The sequence below is a fragment of the Streptomyces sp. NPDC093089 genome, from assembly GCF_044754405.1.
Classification (GTDB): Bacteria; Actinomycetota; Actinomycetes; order Streptomycetales; family Streptomycetaceae; genus Streptomyces.
Genome location: NZ_JBIVPA010000007.1, coordinates 183,191 through 207,737, shown reverse-complemented (window position 1 = coordinate 207,737; position 24,547 = coordinate 183,191). Strand labels below are relative to the sequence as shown.

The following is a 24,547-nucleotide window of genomic DNA, read 5'->3' as shown; positions in this document are numbered from 1 at the left end:
CGAATAGCGTCGTTGCATAAAAGTGCGGGCGTGCGTATAGTCATGCCATCCATGAGGAGGGTTTCCATGACGGTACGAGTAGCAGTGGCGGGCGCGAGCGGATACGCGGGCGGAGAGCTCCTGCGCCTGCTCCTGGGACACCCGCACGTGGAGATCGGGAACCTGACCGGCCACTCGAACGCGGGCCAGCGGCTCGGCGGCCTGCAGCCGCACCTGCTGCCGCTCGCCGACCGGGTGCTCGTGCCGACCACCGCCGAGGAGCTGGCGGGCCACGACGTGGTCTTCCTCGCGCTGCCGCACGGGCAGTCCGCCGCCGTGGCCGAGCAGCTCGGGCCGGACGTGCTCGTCGTCGACATGGGCGCCGACTTCCGGCTCGTGGACCCGGCCGACTGGGAGACGTACTACGGCTCGCCGCACGCCGGGACCTGGCCCTACGGCCTCCCCGAGCTGCCGGGCGCCCGCGCCGCGCTGGAGGGGTCCAAGCGCATCGCGGTGCCCGGCTGCTACCCGACCGCGGTCTCGCTCGCGCTGTTCCCGGCGTACGCGAACGGCCTCGCCGAGCCGGAGGCCGTGATCGTCGCCGCGTCCGGCACCTCCGGCGCGGGCAAGGCGGCCAAGCCGCACCTGCTCGGCAGCGAGGTCATGGGCAGCATGTCCCCGTACGGCGTGGGCGGCGGACACCGCCACACCCCCGAGATGATCCAGAACCTCAGCGGTCCGGCCGGGGAGCGGGTCACCGTCTCCTTCACGCCCACGCTGGCCCCGATGCCCCGCGGCATCCTCGCCACCTGCACGGCCGCCGCCAAGCCGGGCGTCACCGCCGAAGCCGTACGGGCCGCGTACGAGAAGGCCTTCGCGGACGAGCCCTTCGTACACCTGCTCCCCGAGGGGCAGTGGCCGGCCACGGCGTCCGTCTACGGTTCCAACGCCGTTCAGGTACAGGTCACGCACGACGCGGCCGCGAACCGGATCATCGCCATCAGCGCCATCGACAATCTCACCAAGGGCACCGCAGGCGGTGCGGTGCAGAGCATGAACATCGCCCTCGGGCTCCCCGAGGCCACCGGACTTTCCACGATTGGAGTCGCTCCGTGAGCGTCACCGCAGCGAAGGGATTCACGGCGGCGGGCATCGCCGCCGGAATCAAGGCGAACGGCAAACCGGACCTGGCCCTCGTGGTCAACACCGGCCCCCGCCGCGCCGCCGCGGGAGTCTTCACCTCCAACCGCGTCAAGGCCGCCCCCGTCCTCTGGTCGCAGCAGGTCCTCGCCGACGGCGAACTGACCGCGGTCGTCCTCAACTCCGGCGGCGCCAACGCCTGCACCGGACCCCAGGGCTTCCAGGACACCCACGCCACCGCCGAGAAGGTGGCCGAGGTCCTGAGCAAGCAGGGCACGGACGTCGGCGCCGGCGAGGTCGCCGTGGCCTCCACCGGCCTCATCGGCGTCCTGCTCCCCATGGACAAGCTCCTTTCCGGTGTCGAGGTGGCCGCCGCCGAACTCTCCGAGCACGGCGGCGAGAAGGCCGCCGTCGCCATCAAGACCACCGACACCGTGCACAAGACGGCCGTCGTGACGAAGGACGGCTGGACGGTCGGCGGCATGGCCAAGGGCGCGGGCATGCTCGCCCCGGGCCTCGCGACCATGCTCGTCGTCCTCACCACCGACGCCGACGTCGACGCGGCGGGCCTCGACGGCGCGCTGCGGGGCGCCACCCGCGTCACCTTCGACCGGGTCGACTCCGACGGCTGCATGTCCACCAACGACACCGTCCTCCTCCTCGCCTCCGGCGCCTCCGGCACCACCCCCGCGCCGGACGAGTTCACCGAGGCCGTGCGGGCGGTCTGCGACGACCTCGCCCGCCAGCTCATCGGCGACGCCGAGGGCGCCAGCAAGGACATCCGCATCGAGGTGGTCAACGCGGCGACCGAGGACGACGCCGTCGAGGTGGGCCGGTCCATCGCCCGCAACAACCTCCTCAAGTGCGCCATCCACGGCGAGGACCCCAACTGGGGCCGCGTCCTCTCCGCCATCGGCACCACGCGGGCCGCCTTCGAGCCCGACCTGCTCAACGTTGCGATCAACGGCGTGTGGGTCTGCAGGAACGGCTCCGTGGGCGAGGACCGCGACCTCGTCGACATGCGCTTCCGGGAGGTCACCATCACCGCCGACCTGGCCGCCGGCTCCGAGTCCGCCGTCATCTGGGCGAACGACCTCACCGCCGACTACGTCCACGAGAACAGCGCGTACTCGTCATGACCAACACCGCGCGGAAGCACACCGCCCTCCCGAAGGCCCAGATCCTCATCGAGGCGCTGCCCTGGCTCACCCGCCACCACGGCAAGACCGTCGTCATCAAGTTCGGCGGCAACGCCATGATCGACGACGACCTCAAGGCCGCGTTCGCCCAGGACGTCGTCTTCCTGCGCCACGCCGGCCTCAAGCCGGTCGTGGTGCACGGCGGCGGCCCCCAGATCAGCGCCGCCCTGGACCGCAACGGCATCGTCAGCGAGTTCAAGGCGGGCCTGCGGGTCACCACCGAGGAGGCCATGGACGTCGTACGGATGGTCCTGGCCGGACAGGTCCAGCGCGAGCTCGTCGGGCTGCTCAACCAACACGGCCCGCTCGCCGTCGGTCTCACCGGCGAGGACGCCCACACCATCACCGCCGTCAAGCACCGGCCGCTCGTCGACGGCGAACGCGTCGACATCGGCCGGGTCGGCGAGATCACCGCCATCGACACCGGCGCCATAGAGGCGCTCCTCGAGGACGGCCGGATCCCGGTCATCTCCTCGATCGCCCGCTCCGAGGACGACGGACATGTCTACAACGTCAATGCTGATACGGCGGCTGCGGCACTCGCTGCGGCGCTGGGCGCCGAGACCCTGATGGTCCTGACCGACGTCGAGGGCCTCTACGAGGACTGGCCGAACAGCGACGAGGTCATCAGCCGGCTCACCGCGAGCCAACTGGAGAAGCTGCTCCCCGACCTCTCCAGCGGCATGGTCCCCAAGATGGAGGGCTGCCTGCACGCCGTCCGGAACGGGGTCACCACGGCCCGCGTGATCGACGGACGGGTCCAGCACTCGATCCTGCTGGAGATCTTCACCGACGAGGGCATCGGCACGATGGTCGTGCCGGACGGGCAGGGGGCGAAATGAGCGGGAACACGGAGCTGACCCAGCGGTGGCAGGGCGCTCTCATGAACAACTACGGCACCCCGCGGCTGCCGCTGGTCCGCGGTGAGGGCGCCACGGTCTGGGACGCCGACGGCAACGCGTACCTGGACCTCGTCGGCGGCATCGCCGTCAACGCCCTCGGCCACGGCCACCCGGCGGTCGTCGAGGCCGTCACCCGGCAGATCCAGAGCCTCGGCCACGTCTCGAACCTCTTCGTCGCCGAGCCGCCCGTCAGGCTCGCCGAGCGGCTCCTCGGCCTCTTCGGCCGACCCGGCAAGGTCTTCTTCTGCAACTCGGGCGCCGAGGCCGTCGAAGGCGCGTTCAAGCTCGGCCGGCTCACCGGCCGGTCCCACATGGTCGCCACCCAGGGCGGTTTCCACGGCCGCACCATGGGGGCGCTGGCGCTCACCGGCCAGCCCGCCAAGCAGACCCCCTTCCTGCCGCTGCCCGGCGACGTCACCCACGTGCCGTACGGGGACGTCGAGGCGCTGCGGGCCGCGGTCACCGAGGACACCGCCCTCGTGATCATCGAGCCGATCCAGGGCGAGAACGGCGTCGTCGTCCCGCCGGCCGGCTACCTCAAGGCAGCCCGGGAGATCACCCGCGCCACCGGCACCCTCCTCGTCCTCGACGAGGTCCAGACCGGCATCGGCCGGTGCGGCCACTGGTTCGAGTACCAGGCCCACGAGGGCGTCGAGCCGGATGTCGTGACCCTCGCCAAGGGCCTCGGCGGCGGCCTGCCGCTCGGCGCGACCGTCGCCTTCGGCGAGGCCGCGGAGCTCTTCGGGCCCGGCCACCACGGCACCACCTTCGGCGGGAACCCGGTCGCCTGCGCCGCCGGGCTGGCCGTCCTGGACACCCTCGGCGCCGACGCGGCCCTCGACCACGTGAAGGCGGTCGGGGAGCGGTTGCGCCAGGGAATCGAGGGTCTGGGCCACCCGTTGGTCTCCCACGTCCGTGGTGCGGGCCTCCTGCTGGGTATCGTGCTCACCGGGTCCCTCGCACCGCAGGTGCAGCAGGCGGCCCAGGACGCCGGCCTCCTGGTGAACGCGCCCGCCCCCGATGTCGTACGGATCATGCCTTCGCTGCTCCTCACCGACGCCGAGGCGGACGTCTTCCTCCAGGCCCTGCCCGGAGTCCTCGACGTGGCGAACGGGCAAGGACGAAGCGGAGAATGAGACGACGATGACCGACGCGCAGGACAACGAGCACGGAGGGCCGTCCGTTCCGCAGACCCGTACCGCACGCCACCGCAGGATCGTCGACATCCTCAACCGGCAGCCGGTGCGGTCGCAGAGCCAGCTCGCCAAGCTCCTCGCGGACGACGGGCTGAGCGTCACCCAGGCGACGCTCTCCCGGGACCTCGACGAGCTCGGCGCGGTGAAGATCCGCAACACCGGCGGCGAGCTGATCTACGCCGTGCCCAGCGAGGGCGGTTTCCGCACCCCGCAGGCCCCGCTGGGCGAGTCCGCCAAGGAGGAGCGCATGCGGCGCCTCTCCGGCGAACTGCTGATCTCCGCCGAGGCCTCGGCGAACCTGGTGGTCCTGCGGACCCCGCCGGGGGCGGCCCAGTTCCTCGCGTCGGCCATCGACCAGGCCGAACTGCACGCCATCCTCGGCACGATCGCGGGTGACGACACCCTCCTGCTGATCAGTCGCGACCCGACGGGCGGCCAGGCGCTCGCCGACCACCTGCTGAAGCTGGCGCAGAAGTAGACCCGGTGGCCCCCGGGGCTCAGTAGCGCGTGATCGCCGTCGGACCGCCCCGCGTTCCGACGGCGATGTGCGGTCGGCGCGCGGGATCCGCCCAGGTGAGGACCGCGCGCATCGCGTCGGCCGGCACGGAGACGCAACCGGCGGTCGCCCCGAGCCCGTTGACGTGCAGGAAGATCCCGGCCCCGCGCCCCCGCACGGGCCGGTCGTAGTTGAAGCCGATGACGAGCGCGTGCGCGTACTGCGTGCCGTACGTGACGAGGTGCTCGGCCTCGGCCGCCCGGCAGTCCCGGGGCAGGCCCTCGACCCAACGGTTGTACGCGCGCGCGTCGTTGTCCTGGCACCACCAGGAGCGCTCGGTGACCCGGGCGTACGGGAAGCGCGTCCCGGCGGGCCTGGCCCGCACCCCGAAGGCGTACGGCAGCCGGTAGAGCCCGGTGGGCGTGGTGTTCGTCCCCTGCCGCCGCCCGGCGCCCTCCGCGAGCCCGTTGGCCCCGAACCGGGCGGGCGCCGACCCCGCCGCCACCCAGCGCCCGCGCCGCAGGTCCCACCACGTGACGGTGCCCGTGGTGGCGCCCGTACCGGCGGCCTCCGCGGTGATCAGCTGGGAACCGCCGCCGGTGTCGGCCATCCGCTCGGGCAGCGGTACGGGCGCGGGCGCCGGCGCGCCGCCCAGCGAGAGCAGGGCGGCGCCGAGGACGAGCAGAGTGCGCATGACGGCGACGCTAGGCCCGTACGGCCCTCTCCGCCGCCCCGCTGGGCTGTTCGGCGGGCGGACGGCGCCCGAAGGGGAGGCGGAACAGCCGGAGCGCGCGGAGTGCCCGGCGCGCCCGACCGGCCGGCTCCGGCTGCGGTTCGGCCTCCGGCTTCCTCTCCGGCTCCTTGCCCGGTTCCTCGTCCGTCGCTTCGTATACGACCCCGGGCCTCGCCGGCGGGAGCAGCGCGCCGGCCGGGAAGTGGTCCGCCCACGGGGCCAGGGCCTTCGCGGTCTCGCGCACGACCCGCGGGGAGTCGTCGCGGAGCAGCGGCGCCAGCCGCCGGAGGTGGGCGGCGCCGAGGTGGCGCAGGCCCGCCACGGCGCTCGCCCGTACCCGGGACCGCGGGTGCTCCGTGAGGGCCCACAGCGTCTCGGAGTCGGTGGCCCGGTCGCCGCACTCGGCGAGGCCGAGCGGGGCGTCGGAGAGCACCGCGTCCCCGGCCGCGCAGGCGGCCCGGTAGAGCGGCACGGGGTCCGTCCCCGCCTGCCGCAGGGCCCAGCGCGCGCAGGCGCGGACGAGTCCGGACCGGTCGTACAGGAACGGCTCCGCCTCACCGGCCCGCCCGGCCCGGTGCAGCGCCGTGACGCCCGCCGCCCGTACCCGGCCGAGTCGGGAGCCCAGCAAGGGGCCGAGGACGGATGCGCCGACCGCGTCGCCCGCCGCGGCGAGCGCGGCGTTCGCGCACAGGTCCTGGACGACCACGTCGTGATCGGTGGCGGCGACCTGCGCGAGGCGGGCGGGGGAGAGCAGGCCGCGCTCGACGGCGACCCGGTGCGCGAGCCGCCGTACGGCCCGGTCCCCGCTGTCGAGCAGGGCGGCCGCACAGGTTTCGGGCTCCTCGCGCAGTCGCGCGGTCAGCACCTCGCGCGCGGTGCCCCCGTGCCGTCGGCCCCCGAGGCGCAGGGCCACGGCCGTCAGGCGTTCGAGGGCCTCGGGCGCGAGCCCCGGGAGCGCCGCGACCAGTTCGGCGCGGGCCCGTACCCGTACCGGCTCGGCCCAGTCGGCGCACCGGACCACGACCAGCGGCAGGAGTTCGGGGGTGCGGCCCGCCCAGGGGAGGGCGGCCTCCCTGCGCCGGCCGTCGGGGCCGCAGAGGGCGACGGCGAGCTCGGGGGCGCCGGGCTCCCGCTCCGCGGCGGTCGGGGACCAGGCGAGGGCCGCCGGGGCGGGGCCGCCCCATCGGAGCGCCGCGCGGACGCGCTCGTCCAGGTCGATCCACGCGCCCGCGTCGGAGCCCCGGAGTGCCCGGGCGAGGAGGTCGGTGACGTCGGCGAGCGCGCTGGTCTGCATGGCGGGAGCCTAGGTGGGGGTACGGGGGAGCGCCGCCGAGTTACAGGCCTCCGGAGGCGACATTGACAAAACATACGGAGGATCGCATAGTTATGCCTACCGGAGGGCGCGTGTTCGCCGCCCGGCGCGACCTGGCGTGACCCGCACGCGTTGAACAGGCCGTCTCCCCGCCCCAGGCCCGGGCGGGAGACGGCGGTCCATCCACTCTCCTGAGGAGCAGCAGCTGTGAGCAGCAACAACGGTGACGTCCGGCTCTGGGGCGGCCGGTTCGCCGACGGTCCCGCCGAGGCCCTCGCGAAGCTGTCCGCGTCGGTCCACTTCGACTGGCGTCTCGCGCCGTACGACATCGCCGGTTCCCGTGCCCACGCGCGCGTGCTGCACAAGGCCGGCCTGCTCACCGAGGACGAGCTGACGCGGATGCTCGCCGGCCTCGACCGCCTCGAAGCGGACGTGGCCGACGGCTCCTTCGTCGGCACCATCGCCGACGAGGACGTCCACACCGCCCTGGAGCGGGGCCTCCTGGAGCGCCTCGGCCCGGACCTCGGCGGCAAGCTGCGCGCCGGCCGGTCCCGGAACGACCAGGTCGCCACCCTCTTCCGGATGTACCTGCGGGACCACGCCCGGATCATCGGCGGCCTCGTCGCCGACCTCCAGGACGCCCTCGTCGGCCTCGCCGAGGCGCACCCGGACGTCGCCATGCCCGGCCGTACGCACCTCCAGCACGCCCAGCCCGTGCTCTTCGCCCACCACGTCCTGGCCCACGTCCAGTCCCTCTCCCGGGACGCGGAGCGGCTGCGGCAGTGGGACACCCGTACCGCGGTCTCCCCGTACGGCTCCGGCGCCCTCGCCGGCTCGTCGCTCGGGCTCGACCCGGAGGCGGTCGCGAAGGACCTCGGCTTCGAGCGCGGCTCGGCCGGCAACTCGATCGACGGTACGGCCTCCCGCGACTTCGTCGCCGAGTTCGCCTTCATCACCGCGATGATCGGCATCAACCTCTCGCGGATCGCGGAGGAGATCATCATCTGGAACACGAAGGAGTTCTCCTTCGTGACCCTGCACGACGCCTTCTCCACCGGCTCGTCGATCATGCCGCAGAAGAAGAACCCGGACATCGCCGAGCTGGCCCGGGGCAAGTCCGGCCGCCTCATCGGCAACCTGTCCGGCCTCCTCGCCACCCTCAAGGCCCTTCCCCTCGCGTACAACCGCGACCTCCAGGAGGACAAGGAGCCGGTCTTCGACTCCTGCGACCAGCTGGAGGTCCTGCTCCCCGCCTTCACCGGCATGATGGCCACCCTGACCGTCAACCGGGAGCGCATGGAGGAGCTGGCCCCCGCGGGCTTCTCGCTCGCGACGGACATCGCGGAGTGGCTGGTCAAGCAGGGCGTCCCGTTCCGGGTCGCGCACGAGGTCGCCGGCGAGTGCGTCAAGGTCGCCGAGTCCGAGGGCAAGGAGCTCGACGAACTCACCGACGAGCAGTTCGCCAAGATCTCCGAGCACCTCACGCCCGAGGTCCGTACCGTCCTCGACGTCCCCGGCGCCCTCGCCTCCCGCGACGGCCGCGGCGGCACGGCCCCCTCCGCCGTCGCCGTCCAGCTCGTCGAGGTCAAGGCCGACCTGGTCATCCAGCACGCCTGGGCCACCGCCAAGCAGAAGTAACCCCCGTACGGGGACCCCGCACGTCACCGAGCCGCCGCCCTGAAGAGGGCGGCGGCTCGGCGTGTTTCGGTCCGCGCGACCGCAGGCGTACGGGGGCGTACGGGCGTCCTCAGCCGTCCGCGCGGCGGACGTGCAGGTGGCCGTCGAGGGGGAAGGCGGGGAGGGCGGGTGGCGCGGCGGCCCGCAGGGTGACGGAGGGGTCCATCGGCCGATCATGGACACCACCCTCCAGCTTGAGACATTAATGTCTCACTTGGTGTATGGTCGTCTCATGTCAGTCGATCGCAACCACGTGCTCCGCAGCGCCGCCGCCCTTCTCTCCCGTAAAGCGACCGCCACGATGGACGAGGTCGCCCGGGCGGCTGGGATCGGCCGGGCCACGCTGCACCGCCACTTCGCCGGGCGGGACGCGCTGGTCCGGGCGCTCGAAGAGCTCGGACTCGAGGAGTTGGAGCAGGCGCACGACCGGGCCCGGCTCGACGAGGGACCCGAGGACGAGGCCCTCCGGCGACTCATCGCCGAGGTGGAGCCCGTCGCCCCGCTGCTCTCGTTCCTCGTCACCGAGAACCAGCTGTTCGAGGCCGACGAGCAGAACGAGGGCTGGGCCCGCATCGACGACCGGATCGTGGCCCTGTTCCGACGGGGCCAGGAGAGCGGCGTGTTCCGGATCGACCTGACCCCCGCCTGGCTGTCCGAGGCCTTCTACGGGCTCATCGGATCCGGCGCCTGGGCCGTGCACGACGGCCGGGTCGCCGCCAAGGACTTCCAATACATGATCGCCGAGCTGCTGCTCGGCGGAGCGCGCAGGAGCGTGGAGAAGTGAGCACCAGCACCGTCGACACCAAGAGCCATATCGAGGGCGTGCACCGCCCCGGCCGGTGGCTCGCCCTCTCCGTGCTCGTCCTGGCCGTCCTGCTCGTGGCGGTCGACGCCACGGTGCTCGGCCTCGCCACCCCGTTCCTCTCCGAGGAACTGCAGCCGACCGGCACGCAGCTCCTCTGGATCGGCGACGTCTACTCGTTCGTCATCGCCGGACTCCTCGTCTCCATGGGCAGCCTCGGCGACCGCATCGGCCGCAAGAAGCTCCTGCTGATCGGCGCCACCGCCTTCGGCGCCGTCTCGGTCCTGAACGCCTACGCGACCAGCCCCGAGATGATGATCGTGGCCCGCGCGCTCCTCGGCGTCGCCGGCGCGACCCTGATGCCGTCCACCCTGGCGCTCATCCGGAACCTCTTCCACGACCCGCGCGAGCGCAGCCTCGCCATCGGCGTCTGGGGCGCCATGGCGTCGGCCGGCGCCGCCGTCGGACCGGTTGTCGGCGGATTCCTCCTGGAGCACTTCTGGTGGGGCTCGGTCTTCCTCATCAACCTGCCCGTCATGGCGGTCCTGGTCCTCGTCGGCATCAAGCTGATCCCCGAGTCGAAGAACCCCGCCCCGGGCCCCTGGGACCTGCCCAGCGTCGCTCTCTCCCTCGTCGGCATGATCGGTGTCGTCTACGCGGTCAAGGAGCTGGCCTCGCACGGCCCGTCCGTCGACGCCGGTGTCGCGGCCCTCGTCGGTGTCGCCGGCCTGACCTGGTTCGTCCGCAGGCAGCTGACCCTGCCCGTGCCGCTCCTCGACATGCGCCTCTTCCGCCACCGCGGCCTCTCCGCCGCCGTCCTGGCCGACCTGCTGACCATCCTCGGCCTCTCCGGCCTGGTCTTCTTCCTGTCCCAGTTCTTCCAGCTGGTCCAGGGCCGCCAGCCGCTGGAGGCCGGTCTCGCCGAACTCCCGGCGGCGATCGGTGCGGTGACGGCCGGTCTGGTCGCGGGTCTCGTGGCCCGCCGGTACTCCGTGCGGTCCGTGGTGGCCGGCGGCCTCGCGGCGATCGGCCTGTCCCTCGCGGTCCTGACGACGCTCGACCAGCACACCGGCTACCCGCTGCTCGGTGCCGCCCTGCTCGTCGTCGGCGTGGGCGCCGGCTTCTCGTTCACCGTCACCGCCGACGTGATCCTCTCCAGCGTCCCGAAGGAGCAGGCCGGATCCGCCTCAGCCGTCTCCGAGACGGCGTACGAGCTCGGCGCCGCCCTCGGCATCGCCGTCCTCGGCTCCATCGTGACCGGGATCTACCAGGGCTTCGCCACCCCGGCCGGGGTGCCCGCCGACGTCGCGGCGGCCGCCCACGAGTCGCTCGGCGGCGCGGTCGAGGCCTCCGGCGCCCTCGCCCCGGACACCGCGACGGCCCTGGTCTCCGCCGCCCAGGAGGCGTTCGTCGACGGCCTGCGGATCGCGTCCGGCGTCGGCGCGGCGGTCCTCCTCGCGACGGCGGTCGCGGCCTGGTTCCTGCTGAAGGGCCAGAAGCTGGAGGACGGCGTCGAGCACTGACGCACCGGGGAGACGCGAAGGTGCCCCGCACGGCAGTCGGCCGTGCGGGGCACCTTCGCGTGGTCCGGGGGTTACGCGGCCTTCGCCTTCGTGGCGTACATGTCCACGTACTCCTGACCGGAGAGCCGCATCACCTCGGACATCACCGAGTCCGTCACCGCCCGCAGCACGTAGCGGTCGCGGTCCATCCCGTCGTACCGGGAGAACTCCATCGGCTCGCCGAAGCGGACCGTCACACGGCCCGGCCGGGGGAGCCCCGCCCCGCTCGGCTGGATCTTGTCGGTGCCGATCATCGCGAACGGGACCACGGGCGCGCCGGTCATCAGGGTGAGCCGCGCGATGCCCGTACGGCCCCGGTACAGCCGGCCGTCGGGGGAGCGGGTGCCCTCCGGGTAGATCGAGAAGATCTTGCCCTCCTCCAGGACCCGGCGGCCGGTCATCAGGGCCGCCACGCCGCCGCGGCCGCCGTCCCGGTCCACCGGGATCATGCCGACGCTGGTGAAGAACCAGGCCATGGCCCGGCCCTTGACGCCCTTGCCCGTCACGTACTCGTCCTTGCCGATGAAGTAGACCGGACGGTCCAGGCAGATCGGCATGATCATCGAGTCGATGAAGGTCAGGTGGTTGCCCGCGAGGATGACCGGACCGGTGCCCGGGATGTTCTCGGCGCCCTCGACACGGGGGCGGAACATCAGGCGGATGACCGGCCCGAGCACTGCCTTGATGATCGCGAGACGGGACAACGGTTCCTCCGGTGTGACGCGGTTCGGTCGAGCGGTCGGCGTGCGAGCCGGTCGGGCTGACGGTGCAGCTGGCGACGATACTCGCGGGTCACCGCCGTTCGCACATCGGGTTCACGGAGTGGATACGCAGTGTTGACGTGTGTTTCCGCCATGTTCGGCGGAGGTCTGCCACCCGTAGGGCGTTCTTGCCTAGCGTCGGAACCCCCCCGATGACAGGTACGGGACATCACACAGGAGGAGCCTTCATGACACAGGGTGCGCATCCGAGCCCGGCGCGGCGGACCGTCCTCGGCGCGGCCGGAGCGGCGGCGGTACTGGGGGCCACGACGGTCCTCCCCGCGGGCACCGCCCACGCCGACGAGGCCCGGGGCGGTGAGGACCGCGGCGGCAGGGGCCGCGGCTACCGCTCCCTCCCCGTCCCCACCGTCATCGCCCACCGCGGGGCCAGCGGCTACCGCCCCGAGCACACCCTCGGCTCCTACCGGCACGCGCTCGACCTCGGCGCCCACGTCATCGAACAGGACCTCGTCCCCACCCGGGACGGCCACCTCGTCTGCCGCCACGAGAACGACATCACCGGCACCACCGACGTCGCCGACCACCCCGAGTTCGCCTCCCGGAAGACCACCAAGACCGTCGACGGAACCTCCTACACCGGCTGGTTCACCGAGGACTTCACGCTCGCCGAGCTCAAGACCCTGCGGGCCAAGGAGCGCATCCCCGGCACCCGCCAGGAGAACACCCTCTACGACGGCCGCTGGACGGTCCCCACCTTCGAGGAGGTGCTGCGCTGGGCCGAGGACGAGGGCCGCCGCCGGGGCCGCGAGATCTGGCTCCACGTCGAGACCAAGCACCCCACCTACTTCCGCGGCCTCGGCCTCGGCCTGGAGGAGCGGCTCGCCGGGCTCCTGCGCCGGTACGGACGCCACCGCGCGAACTCCCCGGTCTTCCTCCAGTCCTTCGAGCCCAGCAGCATCCAGCGCCTCGCGAAGCTGGTGGACTCCCCGCGCGTGGTCCTGCTCTCCGGCGCCGCCACCCGCCCCTGGGACTTCGTCCGGGCCGGGGACCCGCGCACCGTCGCCGACCTGGTCACGCCCGCCGGCCTGAACTGGATCGCCTCGTACGCGCAGGGCATCGGCCCCACCCTCGACCTGGTCATCCCCAAGGACGCGGGCGGCCGGCTCGGCACCCCGACGACCCTGGTCCGCGACGCGCACGCCGAGGGCCTGATCCTCCACCCGTACACGCACCGCAACGAGAACGCCTTCCTGCCCGCCGACTTCCGCCGCGGCACGGACCCGAACGCCTACGGCGACGCCTTCGGGGCCCTGAAGCGGTACCTGGAGACGGGCATCGACGGGATCTTCTCCGACAACGCGGACACCGCCCTGCTCGCCGCCGCGGACCTCACCGCCCGCGACTGACCGCGACCGACCCGCGCGGCCGGCCGCGCGGGTCGCGCAGGGGGCCGTGCGGGTGGTCACCCCACCCGTACGACCCCCTCCCGGGTGGTTTTCGCCCCGTGCCGCAACCGCCGCCCGGCCCCCCGGCATCGTGCCGGTCATGACCTCCCCCACCACGCACGCGCTCCCCACCCCGGCGCCCGCGCCCGCGTCCGACACGGCGCCCGGCCTGCTCGCCGCCCTCGCCCCGCTGCTCGCCGCCGAGTCGGACGCCGAGGCGCCGGCCGCCGGCGTCGAGCCGGGCGACCTGGAGCAGGCCGTCTGGCTGCGGCTCCTGGAGCGGCTCCAGGAGACCGGCGCGGCCCCCGAGCGGCCCGCCGAATGGCTGCGCAGGGCCGTCCGCGCGGAGGCCCGCCGCGCCCGCAGGACCACCGACCGGGAGCGCCCCTACCGGGACGAGCCCGTCGACGAGCCGGGCGGCGCCGGGCCCCACGGCTCCCCGGAGCACTCCCTGATGGCCGCCGAAGGCCGCCGCACCCTGCGGGCCGCCGTCACGCGGACGCCCGGCCGCTGCCCGCGGGTGCTCACCGCGATGCTCGACCCGGAGGACCACACCTACCGGGAAATCGCAGGAGAGTTGGGTATCTCACAGGGCAGTCTGGGGCCGATGCGTTCCCGTTGCCTGGGATGCCTGCGCAGAATGCTGGCTGCAGAGGTTCCCGCCCCCGGTCGACGGGGAAGGGTGCGGTAAACCGATGATCGACAGATGAGCGGGAGGCGTGCACACATGGGCCTGAGTGTGACCATCTCAGCAGCGGACGAGCGGGACGCGGAGCACATCCTGAAGCTGCAGTACCTCTGCTACCAGAGCGAGGCGGAGCTCTACGGGGACTGGTCCATCGAACCGCTCACCCAGTCGCTCGACGCCCTGCGCGCCGAACTCCACGAGGGGTACGGCCTGGTGGCCCGGCTCGGCGACGAGGTCGTCGCCTCCGTGCGGGCCCGCCTCGACGAGGACGGCACGGTGCGGATCGCCAAGCTCATCGTCCACCCGCGCATGCGGCGGCACGGCCTCGGCGGCCGGCTCCTCGACGGCATCGAGCGCCACTTCGCCTCCGGCGCCGAGCAGCTCCCCGAACCGCCGGCCAAGCGCTTCCAGCTCTTCACCGGCCACCGCAGCGAGGTCAACCTGCGGCTCTACCGCAGCAAGGGGTACGAGCAGGTCGCCACCCGCGAGATCGGCCCCAGGATCACCCTGGTGACCCTGGAGAAGGCCGCCTGACTCAGGCGGCCGCCGGCGTGCGCGACCTGCGCAGCCACCAGATGCCGGTCAGCGGCAGCAGCACCGGGATGAAGAGGTAGCCGTAGCCGTAGTCCGACCAGACCGTCGCGTCCGGGAAGGCGGACGGCTCGACCAGCGTCCACGTCCCCACCACCAGCACGCCCGTGAGCTCGGCGGCGCAGCACACCAGCGCCGCCCTGCGGGCCGTCTCCCCGCCCCGCACCAGCGTGTACGTGATGAAGGCGTACACCACGGCCGCCACCGCCGAGAGGCCGTACGCGAGCGGCGCCCGGTCGAACTCGGTCGCGATCTGGTAGATCGAGCGGGAGACCGCGCCGACCGACATCACGCCGTACAGCCAGACGAGCAGGATGCCCGGGCCCGAGACGAGGCGGGTCCTCGCGCCCTGCGCCGCCTTCTCCTGTGTCGCGGTCATGGTCAGCCCACCGTCCAGATGTCGTGGAGACGCACTTCGAGCACGGCCAGGACGACCGCGCCGGCCGCCACCGTCGCCGAACCCCACCGGCTGCGCTCCGCGAGCGACATGAAGCCGGCGATCGGCACCGCGCACAGCGCGCCGAGCAGATAGGCGACGAAGATCGTCGCCCCTTCCTCGGCCTTCTCGCCGCGCACCAGCTGCACGATGCCGACGACCAGCTGGACCAGGACGAGGAACGTCACCACGGCCATGCCGATGAAGTGCCAGTCCTTGGTCGACTGGTCCCGGAAGGCGGCGAAGCCGCACCAGGCGGCGAGGGCGAGCGCGGCCACGGAGACCGCGACCGTCAGGGCGTCAAGCATGCGCCCGAGGGTATTACGGCCCGAATGGGCCGATGCGCTCGCCCCTCCCCGCCGTGCGCGCCCCGGCGTGGCCTTGGCCACAACCGGCGCCCCGAGCCGGGTCCCGCGCCGCCGCTTCCGGCACCGGCCGACCGGGCCGTCCCCGCAGGCCGCACAAGGGAACGGCGGACGGACGCCGCCGACCCCGGTGTCCGCATGGCGTCTCAGCGGTGTCCGCTATTCGGACACGCTCCTGGTGTTCGCAGCTGCGCATGTTTTACTTGCAGACATGACCACGACGAGCAGCCGCATCCTTGCGACCGAGGCGACCACGACGCCCGGTGCTCGTTGTATGTGTCGAATGTGCGCCTTCTGAGGGCCCCCGCCTGAGTTTCGCGCCCCGAAGCGAGACCCGACGGCCGTGCCGATCCTCCCGCCTTCCGGCGGTGGACCGTGCCCGCCCCAGCGCACTCCGCCGCCTCCCGGCCACCCGCCGGGCCGGCCTCCGTGCGCCTGACTGTCCGAATCATGAATGCCCCGTGCCCGGCGGACCCCGCGCCGCGCACTCGACAGTGACGGAAACCCCTGTGATCACCACTTCGGGCCTGACCAAGGTCTACGAGTCGCGCGGCCGGCAGGTCACCGCTCTCGACGGTGTCGACCTCCACGTCCGCGAGGGCGAGGTGTTCGGCGTGATCGGCCAGAGCGGCGCCGGCAAGTCCTCGCTCATCCGCTGCGTGAACCTCCTGGAGCGCCCCACCTCCGGCACCGTGACCGTCGACGGCGTCGACCTCACCGCCCTCGCCGGCAAGGGCCGCCGCGCCGGCAAGGACCTGCGCCGGGCGCGCAGCAGCATCGGCATGGTCTTCCAGCACTTCAACCTGCTGTCCTCCCGCACGGTCAAGGACAACATCGAGCTCCCCCTGGAGATCCTCGGCGTCCCCGGCGCCGAACGCTCCCGCCGCGCGCTCGAACTCCTCGACCTCGTCGGCCTCGCCGACAAGGCCAAGTCCTACCCGGGCCAGCTCTCCGGCGGTCAGAAGCAGCGCGTCGGCATCGCCCGCGCCCTCGCCGGCGAACCCAAGGTCCTCCTCTCCGACGAGGCCACCAGCGCCCTCGACCCGGAGACCACCCGCTCCATCCTCCAGCTCCTGCGCGACCTCAACCGGCAGCTCGGCCTCACCGTCCTGCTCATCACGCACGAGATGGACGTCGTCAAGACGGTCTGCGACTCCGCCGCGCTCATGCAGCACGGCCGGATCGTGGAGTCCGGCACCGTCGGCGAACTGCTCGCCACCCCCGGCTCCCAGCTGGCCGCCGAGCTCTTCCCGGTCTCCGGCGCCGCCACCGGCCCCGAGCGCACCGTCGTCGACGTCACCTTCCACGGCGAGGCCGCCACCCAGCCGGTCATCTCCCAGCTCTCCCGCACGTACAACATCGACATCTCGATCCTCGGGGCCGCGATGGACACCGTCGGCGGGAAGCAGATCGGCCGGATGCGCATCGAGCTGCCCGGACGCTACGAGGACAACGTCGTCCCGGTCGGCTTCCTGCGCGAGCAGGGCCTCCAGGTGGAGATCGCCGAGGGCGCGCAGGACGTCGCCGACGCGCCCGTACTCGTCAAGGAAGGTGCCAAGTGACCTGGTCCGAGATGCAGCCGCTGCTGGAGCAGGGCACCGTCGACACGCTCTACATGGTCCTGTGGGCCACCGTCGTCACCGTGCTCGGCGGCCTGCCGCTCGGCATCCTCCTCGTCCTCACGGACAAGGGCGGACTGCTGCAGAACCGGCCGGTGAACAAGATCGTCGGTGCGATCGTGAACGTCGGGCGTTCGCTGCCCTTCATCATCCTGCTGATTGCCCTGATCCCCTTCACCACCTTCGTCGTCGGCACCTTCATCGGCCCGACCGCGATGATCGTGCCGCTCGCCATCGGCGCCATCCCCTTCTTCGCGCGGCTCGTCGAGACCTCCATCCGCGAGGTCGACCACGGACTCGTCGAGGCCGTCCAGTCCATGGGCGGCGGCATCCCCACCATCGTCCGCAAGGTGCTGCTCCCGCAGGCCCTGCCCTCGCTGGTCTCGGGCGTCACCACCACCGTGATCGTGCTCATCGGCTACTCGGCGATGGCCGGCGCGGTCGGCGGCGAAGGCCTCGGCTCCAAGGCCGTCACCTACGGATACCAGCGCTTCGACACCACCTTCATGCTGGTCACCGTCGTCGTCCTGGTCCTGATCGTGACCGTCGTCCAGCTCATCGGCGACGGTGTCGTCCGACTCATCGCCCGCCGGGGCCGCACCGCGTAACGGCCCCCCGGCCACCCAGACTTCGTCCTTCGAAGAAACAGCCCGGACTTGTTGTCCAGGCGTCCACCGCACCACCGGAAAGAGGCACTCTTCGTGCGTAAGAACATCAAGCTCACCGCCGGTATCGCCGCCACCGCCGCCCTCGCCCTCGGCCTCACCGCCTGCGGCACCTCGTCGGACCCGTCCTCCGGCAAGGACGCGGCCGGCTCCGGTGACACCTCCAAGGCGCTCGTCGTCGCCGCGTCCCCGACGCCCCACGCCGACATCCTCGACTACGTCAAGGACAACCTGGCCGAGAAGGCCGGCCTGAAGCTGGAGGTGCGGGAGTTCACGGACTACGTCCTGCCGAACACCGCCACCGAGTCCGGCCAGGTCGACGCCAACTTCTTCCAGCACAAGCCGTACCTCGACGACTTCAACAAGAAGAACAACACCCACATCGTCCCGGTGGTCAACGTCCACCTGGAGCCGCTGGGCCTCTACTCCAAGAACCTCACGTCGGTGAAGGACATCAAGGCCGGCCAGACCATCGCCGTCCCCAACGACACCACCAACGGCGGCCGCGCGCTCCAGCTGCTCGCCGAGAACGGCCTGATCACCATCAAGCCGGGCGTCGGCACCAACGCCAAGATCTCCGACATCACCGACAAGAAGGGCCTGGAGTTCAAGGAGCTGGAGGCCGCCACCGTGCCCCGCGCCCTGAACGAGGTCGACGCCGCCGTCATCAACGGCAACTACGCCATCGAGGCCAAGCTCCAGCCGGCGAAGGACGCCCTCGTCCTGGAGAAGGCGGACGGCAACCCGTACGCCAACTTCCTCGCCGTCAAGGAGGGCAACGAGAAGGACGCCCGCGTGCAGAAGCTCGCCGAGCTCCTCAACTCGCCCGAGGTGAAGAAGTACATCGAGGACACCTACAAGGGCTCCGTCATCCCGGCCTTCGGCGCCGCGAAGTAAGGTCCGCCCCGACCTCCGGAGTCCGAGGGACCGTCAGACCGGTTCCCCCGTACAGTCCTTGTGCAGAAGGCCCCCCGCATCCCGTCCGGTGCGCGGGGCCTTCGCCACACCCCACCCGGCCATGCGCACCGACGGTCGCATGCTGCATGCTGTGCGTTCACGCTCGATTCGGACGGTCCACGGCATGGAGCTGCGCATGACTACCACCTTTCCGGACATCTCCATCAACACGGACCGGTTGGTGCTGCGCGCGCTCGAAGAGGCGGACGTCCCCGCCCTCGCCGAGATGATGAACGACGAGATGGTCGCCGCCTGGACGGCCGTGCCCCAGCCCTACACCGAGGCCGCCGCACGCCGCTGGATCACCGAGTACGCCCCCACCCAACGCGCCGCCGGCCGGGGCCTCGACCTCGCCGTCACCGAGTTCCTGACCCAGCGTCTGGTGGGCATCGTCCAACTCGGCAGCACCAACTGGCGCGTCCGCTCCACCGAGATGTCCTACATCATCGCCCCCTGGGCCCGCGGCGAGGGCTACGCCTCCGAAGCCGCGCTCGCCACCGCCCAGTGGCTCTTCGGCGACCAGGGGTTCGAACGGATCGAGCTGCGCACCGCGGCCGACAACACCGCCTCCCAGCAGGTCGCCCAGAAGATCGGCTGCATCAGCGAGGGCGTCCTGCGCAACGCCTGCATAGCGCGCACCCGCACCGAGGACGGCAGCTGGACCGACCTGCGTACCGACTTCATCGTCTGGGGCCTCCTCCCCGAGGACCTCGACGGCGTCGCCGACCAGATGGCCGAGGCCGGCTACTCCTCGTACACCGACTGGAGCTGAGCCCCCGGGACCCTCCCGGGGTACGCTCGGCAAGCCCCCCACCTGCGACAACACCACAGGAGACCGACGACGATGGCCGACCGCGTCACGGTGATCGGCTGGGACGGCTCGCCCCTCACCACGGCGGCCCGGTCCGCACTCTCCGCCGCCACCCTCGTGGCCGGCGCCGCCCACCACCTGGCGCTGCCCGAGATCCCCCGCGACGCCGAGCGCATCCGCCTCGGCAGCCTCGACCTCGCCGCCCGCCGCATCGCCGGCCACCGCGGCACCGCGGTCGTCCTCGCCGACGGCGACCCCGGCTTCTTCGGCGTGGTCCGCACCCTGCGCGCCCCCGAGTACGGCCTGGAGATCGAGGTCGTGCCCGCCGTCTCCGCCGTCGCCGCCGCCTTCGCCCGGGCCGGCATGCCCTGGGAGGACGCCCGCGTCGTCGTCGCCCACCAGCGCACCCTCCGGCGCGCCGTCAACGTCTGCCGCGCGCACCCCAAGGTCGCCGTCCTCACCTCGCCCGGCGCCGGGCCGGCCGAACTCGCCCTCCTCCTCGACGGCGTCCACCGCACCTTCGTCGTCTGCGAGGAACTCGGCACCGACCGCGAACAGGTCTCCGTCCTCACCTCCGACAAGGCCGCCGACCACATCTGGCGCGACCCGAACGTCGTCCTCGTCATCGGCGGCGGCAGCACCGGCTCCGTCGCCCCCGGCGCCGCCTGGCTGACGGGCCAGGACCCGGCCGTCCGCCCCGTACGGGGCTGGGGCCTGCCCACGGAGGAGTACGCCCCCGAGGGCCGCGGCCCCGCGACCGGCCCCGGCGCCGTCGCGCCGGGCGGGGCGCGCACCACCGCGGGCGAGGACCCCGCCCTGCGCGCCGCCCAGCTGGCCCGCCTCGGCCCCCGGACCGGCGACCTCGTCTGGGACGTCGGCTGCGCGGGCGGAGCCTTCGCCGTCGAGGCCGCCCGCTTCGGCGCCGCCGTCATCGCCGTCGACGCCGACCCGGTCGCCTGCGCCCGCACCGAGTCCGCCGCCCGCCGCCACGGCGTCCCCCTGCAGACCGTCCAGGGCCGCGCCCCGCACGTCCTCGAACGTCTTCCCGAACCCGACGTCGTACGGGTGTCGGGCGGCGGTGTCCCCGTCGTCAGGGCCTGTGCCGACCGGCGTCCGGAACGGATCGTCACCCACGCCTCCACCCGCGACGAGGCCGAGGCCGTCGGCGCGGCCCTCGCCGACGGCGGCTACGCCGTCGAGAGCCTCCTGCTCCAGACCGTCGACCTCGACCCGTCCGACTGGTCCGAACGCGAGCGCTCGGTCGTCTTCCTGCTGGCAGGCCGCAGATCGGCCGCCTCCTAGCTACCGGAGGGTTCTCCACCCGCGACCCGGCCGCCCCGCCGGGGCAGGGTAGGCTGGCCGATTGTTGTACCGCACCCGGACGTTCGGCGCTCTGTGCCTCAATGTCCTGAATTGGTGGCTGTTTTGTGCCGCTGATGCGGTGCGGGACAAGGGGGGACCGCGCGACGTGGCGCAGTCCACAGCGCACCGTGGCGGATCTCCCTGCCACGATGGCACAGGACCGCGACAATGAGTGGGTGTCCGCGTGTCCTTCGTGCCGCGCGGCGCGCGCGCTCGTTGTAGTCGACGGGCGCAGGTCTGAAGGAGCACAAGCGATGGGCGAGGGGTACGCATGACGGACACCGGCCAGGTCCCGGGCGAGGGACTGCCGGAGAACGCAGGCATGGTGGAGCAGCCGGGCATCCCCGCACCGGGCGCGTACACCTTCCTGGACCCCTCCGAGCACACCGCCGAGGACGACGACCTGCTTCTCATGCCGGGCGCGCAGGGCGCCTGGAGCGAGCACCCGCCGGGCGTCGTGCCCGCGCCGCCGGTCGCCGTACCGGCCCCGCAGGCGGCGCCCGTGGTCCCGAACCAGGCGACGCCGCACCAGGGCGTGCCCCAGCCGGCCGTGCACCTGGCGCCCCCGACGGGCGACCCGCTCACCGGCCCCCTGCCGGACCCGCTCACCGGTCCGCTGCCCGACTCGGTCGCCCTCGCCGACGTGCTGACGGCCCCGCAGGGCCAGACCCCGGCGCAGGGAGTCCCGCTCGGTCACCCCGTCGGCACCCCGGCGCACGGCGTCCCCGTGGCGTCGTACGAGCCCGTGGTCACCGACCACGGCTACGAACCCGGCATCCTCGACACCGGCGCCCACGAGGCCGCGGGCCGCGACACCGGCTCCGTCGACCTCGGCGGCGTCCGCGTGCCGCCGCCCGCCCAGGCCCATGTCCCGCCGCCGGCCCGCCGCCCGCTGCACATGGGCCCGCCCGTGCCCGACGCCACCGGTGGCGTCGTGCTCTCGCTGGCCGACCGCGGCCCGGCCGCCGCGCCCGCCCCGGCCCCGCAGCCGATTCCGGTCGTGGCCACCGAGCCCGCGCCCGTCCCCGTACGGACCCCGGGACCGCCGACGACCGGCCCCGAGTACTTCGACGTCCCGCAGGACCAGCAGGTCGCCCCGCAGGGCGCCGAGCCGTGGGCCGCGCAGCCGCAGGAGGCGCCGGCGCCCCAGGCCGTCTTCCCCGCAGAAACGGTCGTCCCGCCGAACGGTCAGTTCGTGCAGGTCGAGGGCACGGTCCCGACCGCCCCGCACCTCGCCCCGACCCCGGCCGCCGACGCGGTCGCGGAGCCGGTCGCCGAGGCGCAGGAGCCGTCCCCGGCCGCCGAGCCGGCCGCCGAGATCCAGGCCGAGGCCGTCGCGCCCGCCGCCGAAGCCGTCGCGGAGCCCGCTGCCGAGGCCGTCGCCGAGGCCGTCGTCGCGGAGCCCGCCGCCGAAGCCGCCGCGGAGCCCGCTGCCGAAGTCGTCGCCGAGGCCGTCCTCGCGGAGCCCGCCGCCGAAGCGGTCGTCGAGACCCAGACCGAGATGCTGGCCGAGACGCCGGTGGAGACGCCGGTGGAGGCCCCCGCGGTCGTCGAGGCCCCGGCCGCCGTGCCCGCGCCGCGCGAGGGCGAGCCCGTCGCCGAGGCACCCGTGCCCGCGCCGGCCGACGCCGTGGAGCCCGAGGCCGCCACTCCCGCGCCCGAGGCGGAGCAGGCCCCGGAGCAGGCTCCCGAGCCGGCGGCCCAGGCCGAGCCCGTCGCCGTACCGGCGGAGGCGCCCGAGGCGGTCGGCGTGCCCGTCGCCGAGCCCGCCGTCGAGGTTGTCCCCGAGGTCGTCGCCGCGCCGGAGGCCCCGGTGGAGCAGGCCCCCGAGGAGACCCCGGAGACGCTGCCCGAGCAGGCCCCCGAGCCGCAGGCCGTCGCCGCCGTGGTCGAGGAGCCGGCCGAGGTCGTCGCCGAGGCCGTGCCGGCCGAGGAGACGGACCTGCCCGAGGTCGAGGTCGTCGAGCCCGTGGCCGCCGCACCGGCCGTGGCCGAGGCCGTGGCCGCCGAGACCGAGCAGACCCCGGTGGAAGCCCCCGCGGACACCGAGACGGAGCCCGTGGCCGCCGTCGGCCCGGAGGCCGAGGTCGAGGCCGTCACCGACGCGGCCGCCGCTCCCGCCGAGCAGGACGCGCCGAGCGCGCCCGCCCCGGGGTACGGCGACGCCGAGCGCGAGGCCGTGCTGCGCGTGATGCGCGAGCGCCGCGACATCCGCAACGGCTTCCGCTCCGACCCGATCCCGCACGAGGTGCTGCTCCGCGTCCTGGAGGCCGCCCACACGGCCCCCAGCGTCGGCCACTCGCAGCCCTGGGACTTCGTGGTCATCCGCTCCGCGGAGACCCGCCAGACGATGCACGAGCTGGCCCAGAAGCAGCGCGAGGCCTACGCCAAGTCGCTGCCGAAGGCCCGGGCCAAGCAGTTCAAGGAACTGAAGATCGAGGCCATCCTCGACACCCCGGTCAACATCGTCGTCACCGCCGACCCCACCCGGGGCGGCCGCCACACCCTCGGCCGCTACACGCAGCCGCAGATGGCCCCGTACTCCTCGGCGCTCGCCGTCGAGAACCTCTGGCTCGCCGCCCGCGCCGAGGGCCTGGGCGTCGGCTGGGTCAGCTTCTTCGACGAGCGCGAGATGGTCCGCGCCCTCGGCCTTCCCGAGCACCTCGAAGTCGTCGCGTACCTCTGCGTGGGCTACGTCGACGAGTTCCCCGACGAGCCCGAGCTGGCCCAGGCGGGCTGGTCCAAGCGCCGCCCGCTGGCCTGGGTCGTCCACGAGGAGACGTACGGCCGCCGCGCCCTGCCCGGCGAGGAGCCGCACGACCTGCTCCAGGAGACCGTCGCCAACATCCGCCCGCTGGACGCCAAGGCGCTCGGCGAGGCCTGGGAGCGGCAGAAGCGGATGACCAAGCCGGCCGGCGCGCTCGGCATGCTGGAGATCATCTCCGCCCAGCTCTCCGGACTCTCCCGGATGTGCCCGCCGCCGATCCCGGAGCCCGCGGCCGTCGCGATCTTCGCCGGCGACCACGGCGTCCACGCCCAGGGCGTGACCCCCTGGCCGCAGGAGGTCACCGGCCAGATGGTGGCCAACTTCCTCGGCGGGGGAGCGGTCTGCAACGCCTTCGCGAACCAGGTCGGTGCCGAGGTCTGCGTCATCGACGTCGGCGTCGCCTCCGAACTCCCGGCCACCCCCGGACTCCTGCCCCGCAAGGTCCGCCCCGGCACCGGCGACTTCACCACCGGCCTCGCGATGACCCGCGAGGAGGTGCTGGCCGCGATCGAGGTCGGCATCGAGACCGCCCGTGACCTGGTCGCGGCCGGCAACAAGGCGATTCTCACCGGCGAGATGGGCATCGCGAACACCACCGCGTCCGCCGCGCTCATCTCGGTGTACACCGGGGTCGACGCCGCCGAGGTCACCGGCCGCGGCACCGGCATCAACGACGAGACGCACGCCCGCAAGGTCGACGTGGTGCGCCGCGCCCTCGACCTGCACAAGCCGGACCCGGCGGACCCGATCGGCGTCCTCTCGGCGATCGGCGGCCTGGAGCACGCGGCCCTCGTCGGCCTGATCCTGGGCGCCGCCTCGCTGCGCACCCCGGTCATCCTCGACGGCGTCTCCACCGGCGCGGCGGCGCTCGTGGCCCGGGCCGTCGCACCCGAGTCGCTCGCGGCCTGCATCGCCGGCCACCGCAGCGCCGAGCCCGGCCACGTGGCGGCCCTCAACAAGCTGGGCCTGCGCCCGCTTGTCGACCTGGACCTCCGCCTCGGCGAGGGCACGGGCGCGCTGCTCGCGCTCCCGCTCGTGCAGAGCGCGGCCCGCGCGATGCACGAGGTCGCCACGTTCGACTCGGCGGGCGTCACCGAGAAGTAGCACCACCCGACGCGTCC

At 73.2% G+C, this 24,547-nt stretch carries 22 protein-coding genes; 17 read left to right on the top strand and 5 right to left on the bottom strand.

Annotation, left to right across the window (positions count from 1 at the left end; genetic code table 11):
- The first annotated feature begins 66 nt into the window (after window positions 1-66).
- The 5 genes from argC to ACIQFX_RS18175 are packed head-to-tail and all read left to right on the top strand — an operon-like array spanning window position 67 to window position 4,894.
- Complete coding sequence (gene argC, locus ACIQFX_RS18195; protein WP_402464188.1) at window positions 67-1,095, top strand: N-acetyl-gamma-glutamyl-phosphate reductase; 1,029 nt, start codon at window positions 67-69, stop codon at window positions 1,093-1,095.
- A complete protein-coding gene (gene argJ / locus ACIQFX_RS18190) occupies window positions 1,092-2,258 on the top strand; it encodes a bifunctional glutamate N-acetyltransferase/amino-acid acetyltransferase ArgJ (protein ID WP_402464186.1) in 1,167 nt (388 codons plus the stop codon). Before argC ends, argJ begins: the two co-directional genes overlap by 4 nt.
- Window positions 2,255-3,160, top strand: coding sequence for an acetylglutamate kinase (gene argB / locus ACIQFX_RS18185; protein ID WP_402464184.1), 906 nt, complete (start codon window positions 2,255-2,257; stop codon window positions 3,158-3,160). Before argJ ends, argB begins: the two co-directional genes overlap by 4 nt.
- A complete protein-coding gene (locus tag ACIQFX_RS18180; protein ID WP_402464182.1) occupies window positions 3,157-4,356 on the top strand; it encodes an acetylornithine transaminase in 1,200 nt (399 codons plus the stop codon). Before argB ends, ACIQFX_RS18180 begins: the two co-directional genes overlap by 4 nt.
- A 7-nt stretch (window positions 4,357-4,363) precedes the next feature.
- Window positions 4,364-4,894, top strand: coding sequence for an arginine repressor (locus ACIQFX_RS18175; RefSeq protein WP_402464180.1), 531 nt, complete (start codon window positions 4,364-4,366; stop codon window positions 4,892-4,894).
- Between the two features lie 19 nt (window positions 4,895-4,913).
- Here the strand turns inward: ACIQFX_RS18175 and ACIQFX_RS18170 are convergent, their stop codons facing one another.
- Together ACIQFX_RS18170 and ACIQFX_RS18165 are read right to left on the bottom strand one after the other, a co-directional pair.
- Window positions 4,914-5,606: a L,D-transpeptidase gene (locus ACIQFX_RS18170; RefSeq protein WP_402464178.1), complete on the bottom strand. Its 693-nt coding sequence runs from the start codon at window positions 5,604-5,606 to the stop codon at window positions 4,914-4,916.
- Window positions 5,607-5,616: 10 nt separating this feature from the next.
- Complete coding sequence (locus tag ACIQFX_RS18165; protein ID WP_402464176.1) at window positions 5,617-6,939, bottom strand: hypothetical protein; 1,323 nt, start codon at window positions 6,937-6,939, stop codon at window positions 5,617-5,619.
- Between the two features lie 225 nt (window positions 6,940-7,164).
- Between ACIQFX_RS18165 and argH the strand changes: the two genes are divergently transcribed.
- The 3 genes from argH to ACIQFX_RS18150 all read left to right on the top strand — a co-directional run bounded on the left by argH (window position 7,165) and on the right by ACIQFX_RS18150 (window position 10,959).
- On the top strand, window positions 7,165-8,595 hold the full coding sequence (gene argH / locus ACIQFX_RS18160; protein ID WP_402464174.1) for an argininosuccinate lyase: 1,431 nt from the start codon (window positions 7,165-7,167) through the stop codon (window positions 8,593-8,595).
- A 271-nt stretch (window positions 8,596-8,866) separates the two neighbouring features.
- A complete protein-coding gene (locus tag ACIQFX_RS18155) occupies window positions 8,867-9,418 on the top strand; it encodes a TetR/AcrR family transcriptional regulator (RefSeq protein WP_402464172.1) in 552 nt (183 codons plus the stop codon).
- Window positions 9,415-10,959, top strand: coding sequence for an MFS transporter (locus tag ACIQFX_RS18150; RefSeq protein WP_402464170.1), 1,545 nt, complete (start codon window positions 9,415-9,417; stop codon window positions 10,957-10,959). The genes ACIQFX_RS18155 and ACIQFX_RS18150 overlap by 4 nt, the downstream gene beginning before the upstream one ends.
- Before the next feature lie 71 nt (window positions 10,960-11,030).
- Here ACIQFX_RS18150 and ACIQFX_RS18145 read toward each other — a convergent pair whose 3' ends face one another.
- Window positions 11,031-11,702: a lysophospholipid acyltransferase family protein gene (locus ACIQFX_RS18145; protein ID WP_402464168.1), complete on the bottom strand. Its 672-nt coding sequence runs from the start codon at window positions 11,700-11,702 to the stop codon at window positions 11,031-11,033.
- Between the two features lie 245 nt (window positions 11,703-11,947).
- Here ACIQFX_RS18145 and ACIQFX_RS18140 point away from each other — a divergent pair, with 245 nt between their 5' ends.
- From ACIQFX_RS18140 to ACIQFX_RS18130, 3 genes are all read left to right on the top strand, one after another.
- On the top strand, window positions 11,948-13,126 hold the full coding sequence (locus tag ACIQFX_RS18140; protein WP_402464166.1) for a glycerophosphodiester phosphodiesterase: 1,179 nt from the start codon (window positions 11,948-11,950) through the stop codon (window positions 13,124-13,126).
- A 139-nt stretch (window positions 13,127-13,265) separates the two neighbouring features.
- The gene (locus ACIQFX_RS18135) at window positions 13,266-13,856 is read left to right on the top strand and encodes a sigma-70 family RNA polymerase sigma factor (RefSeq protein ID WP_402464164.1); all 591 of its coding nucleotides are present in this window, start codon (window positions 13,266-13,268) and stop codon (window positions 13,854-13,856) included.
- A 36-nt stretch (window positions 13,857-13,892) separates the two neighbouring features.
- On the top strand, window positions 13,893-14,387 hold the full coding sequence (locus tag ACIQFX_RS18130; RefSeq protein ID WP_402464162.1) for a GNAT family N-acetyltransferase: 495 nt from the start codon (window positions 13,893-13,895) through the stop codon (window positions 14,385-14,387).
- Window position 14,388: 1 nt separating this feature from the next.
- On the opposite strand, the gene ACIQFX_RS18125 is transcribed toward ACIQFX_RS18130, so the two are convergent.
- Window positions 14,389-14,823, bottom strand: a complete 435-nt coding sequence (locus ACIQFX_RS18125) for a hypothetical protein (protein WP_402464160.1) — start codon at window positions 14,821-14,823, stop codon at window positions 14,389-14,391.
- 2 nt (window positions 14,824-14,825) lie between these two features.
- Window positions 14,826-15,188, bottom strand: a complete 363-nt coding sequence (locus tag ACIQFX_RS18120) for a hypothetical protein (protein WP_402464158.1) — start codon at window positions 15,186-15,188, stop codon at window positions 14,826-14,828.
- A gap of 518 nt (window positions 15,189-15,706) precedes the next feature.
- Here ACIQFX_RS18120 and ACIQFX_RS18115 point away from each other — a divergent pair.
- From ACIQFX_RS18115 to cobT, 6 genes are all read left to right on the top strand, one after another.
- Entirely contained in the window at window positions 15,707-16,807 is a 1,101-nt protein-coding gene (locus ACIQFX_RS18115) for a methionine ABC transporter ATP-binding protein (protein WP_402464156.1), read from the top strand.
- Complete coding sequence (locus ACIQFX_RS18110; protein WP_402464154.1) at window positions 16,804-17,472, top strand: methionine ABC transporter permease; 669 nt, start codon at window positions 16,804-16,806, stop codon at window positions 17,470-17,472. The genes ACIQFX_RS18115 and ACIQFX_RS18110 overlap by 4 nt, the downstream gene beginning before the upstream one ends.
- A 93-nt stretch (window positions 17,473-17,565) precedes the next feature.
- Complete coding sequence (locus ACIQFX_RS18105) at window positions 17,566-18,426, top strand: MetQ/NlpA family ABC transporter substrate-binding protein (protein WP_402464152.1); 861 nt, start codon at window positions 17,566-17,568, stop codon at window positions 18,424-18,426.
- A 196-nt stretch (window positions 18,427-18,622) separates the two neighbouring features.
- Entirely contained in the window at window positions 18,623-19,258 is a 636-nt protein-coding gene (locus tag ACIQFX_RS18100; RefSeq protein ID WP_402464150.1) for a GNAT family N-acetyltransferase, read from the top strand.
- Window positions 19,259-19,330: 72 nt separating this feature from the next.
- Window positions 19,331-20,599, top strand: a complete 1,269-nt coding sequence (cbiE, locus tag ACIQFX_RS18095; protein WP_402464148.1) for a precorrin-6y C5,15-methyltransferase (decarboxylating) subunit CbiE — start codon at window positions 19,331-19,333, stop codon at window positions 20,597-20,599.
- 331 nt (window positions 20,600-20,930) lie between these two features.
- Window positions 20,931-24,530, top strand: coding sequence for a nicotinate-nucleotide--dimethylbenzimidazole phosphoribosyltransferase (cobT, locus tag ACIQFX_RS18090; RefSeq protein WP_402464146.1), 3,600 nt, complete (start codon window positions 20,931-20,933; stop codon window positions 24,528-24,530).
- The last annotated feature ends 17 nt before the right edge of the window (window positions 24,531-24,547 follow it).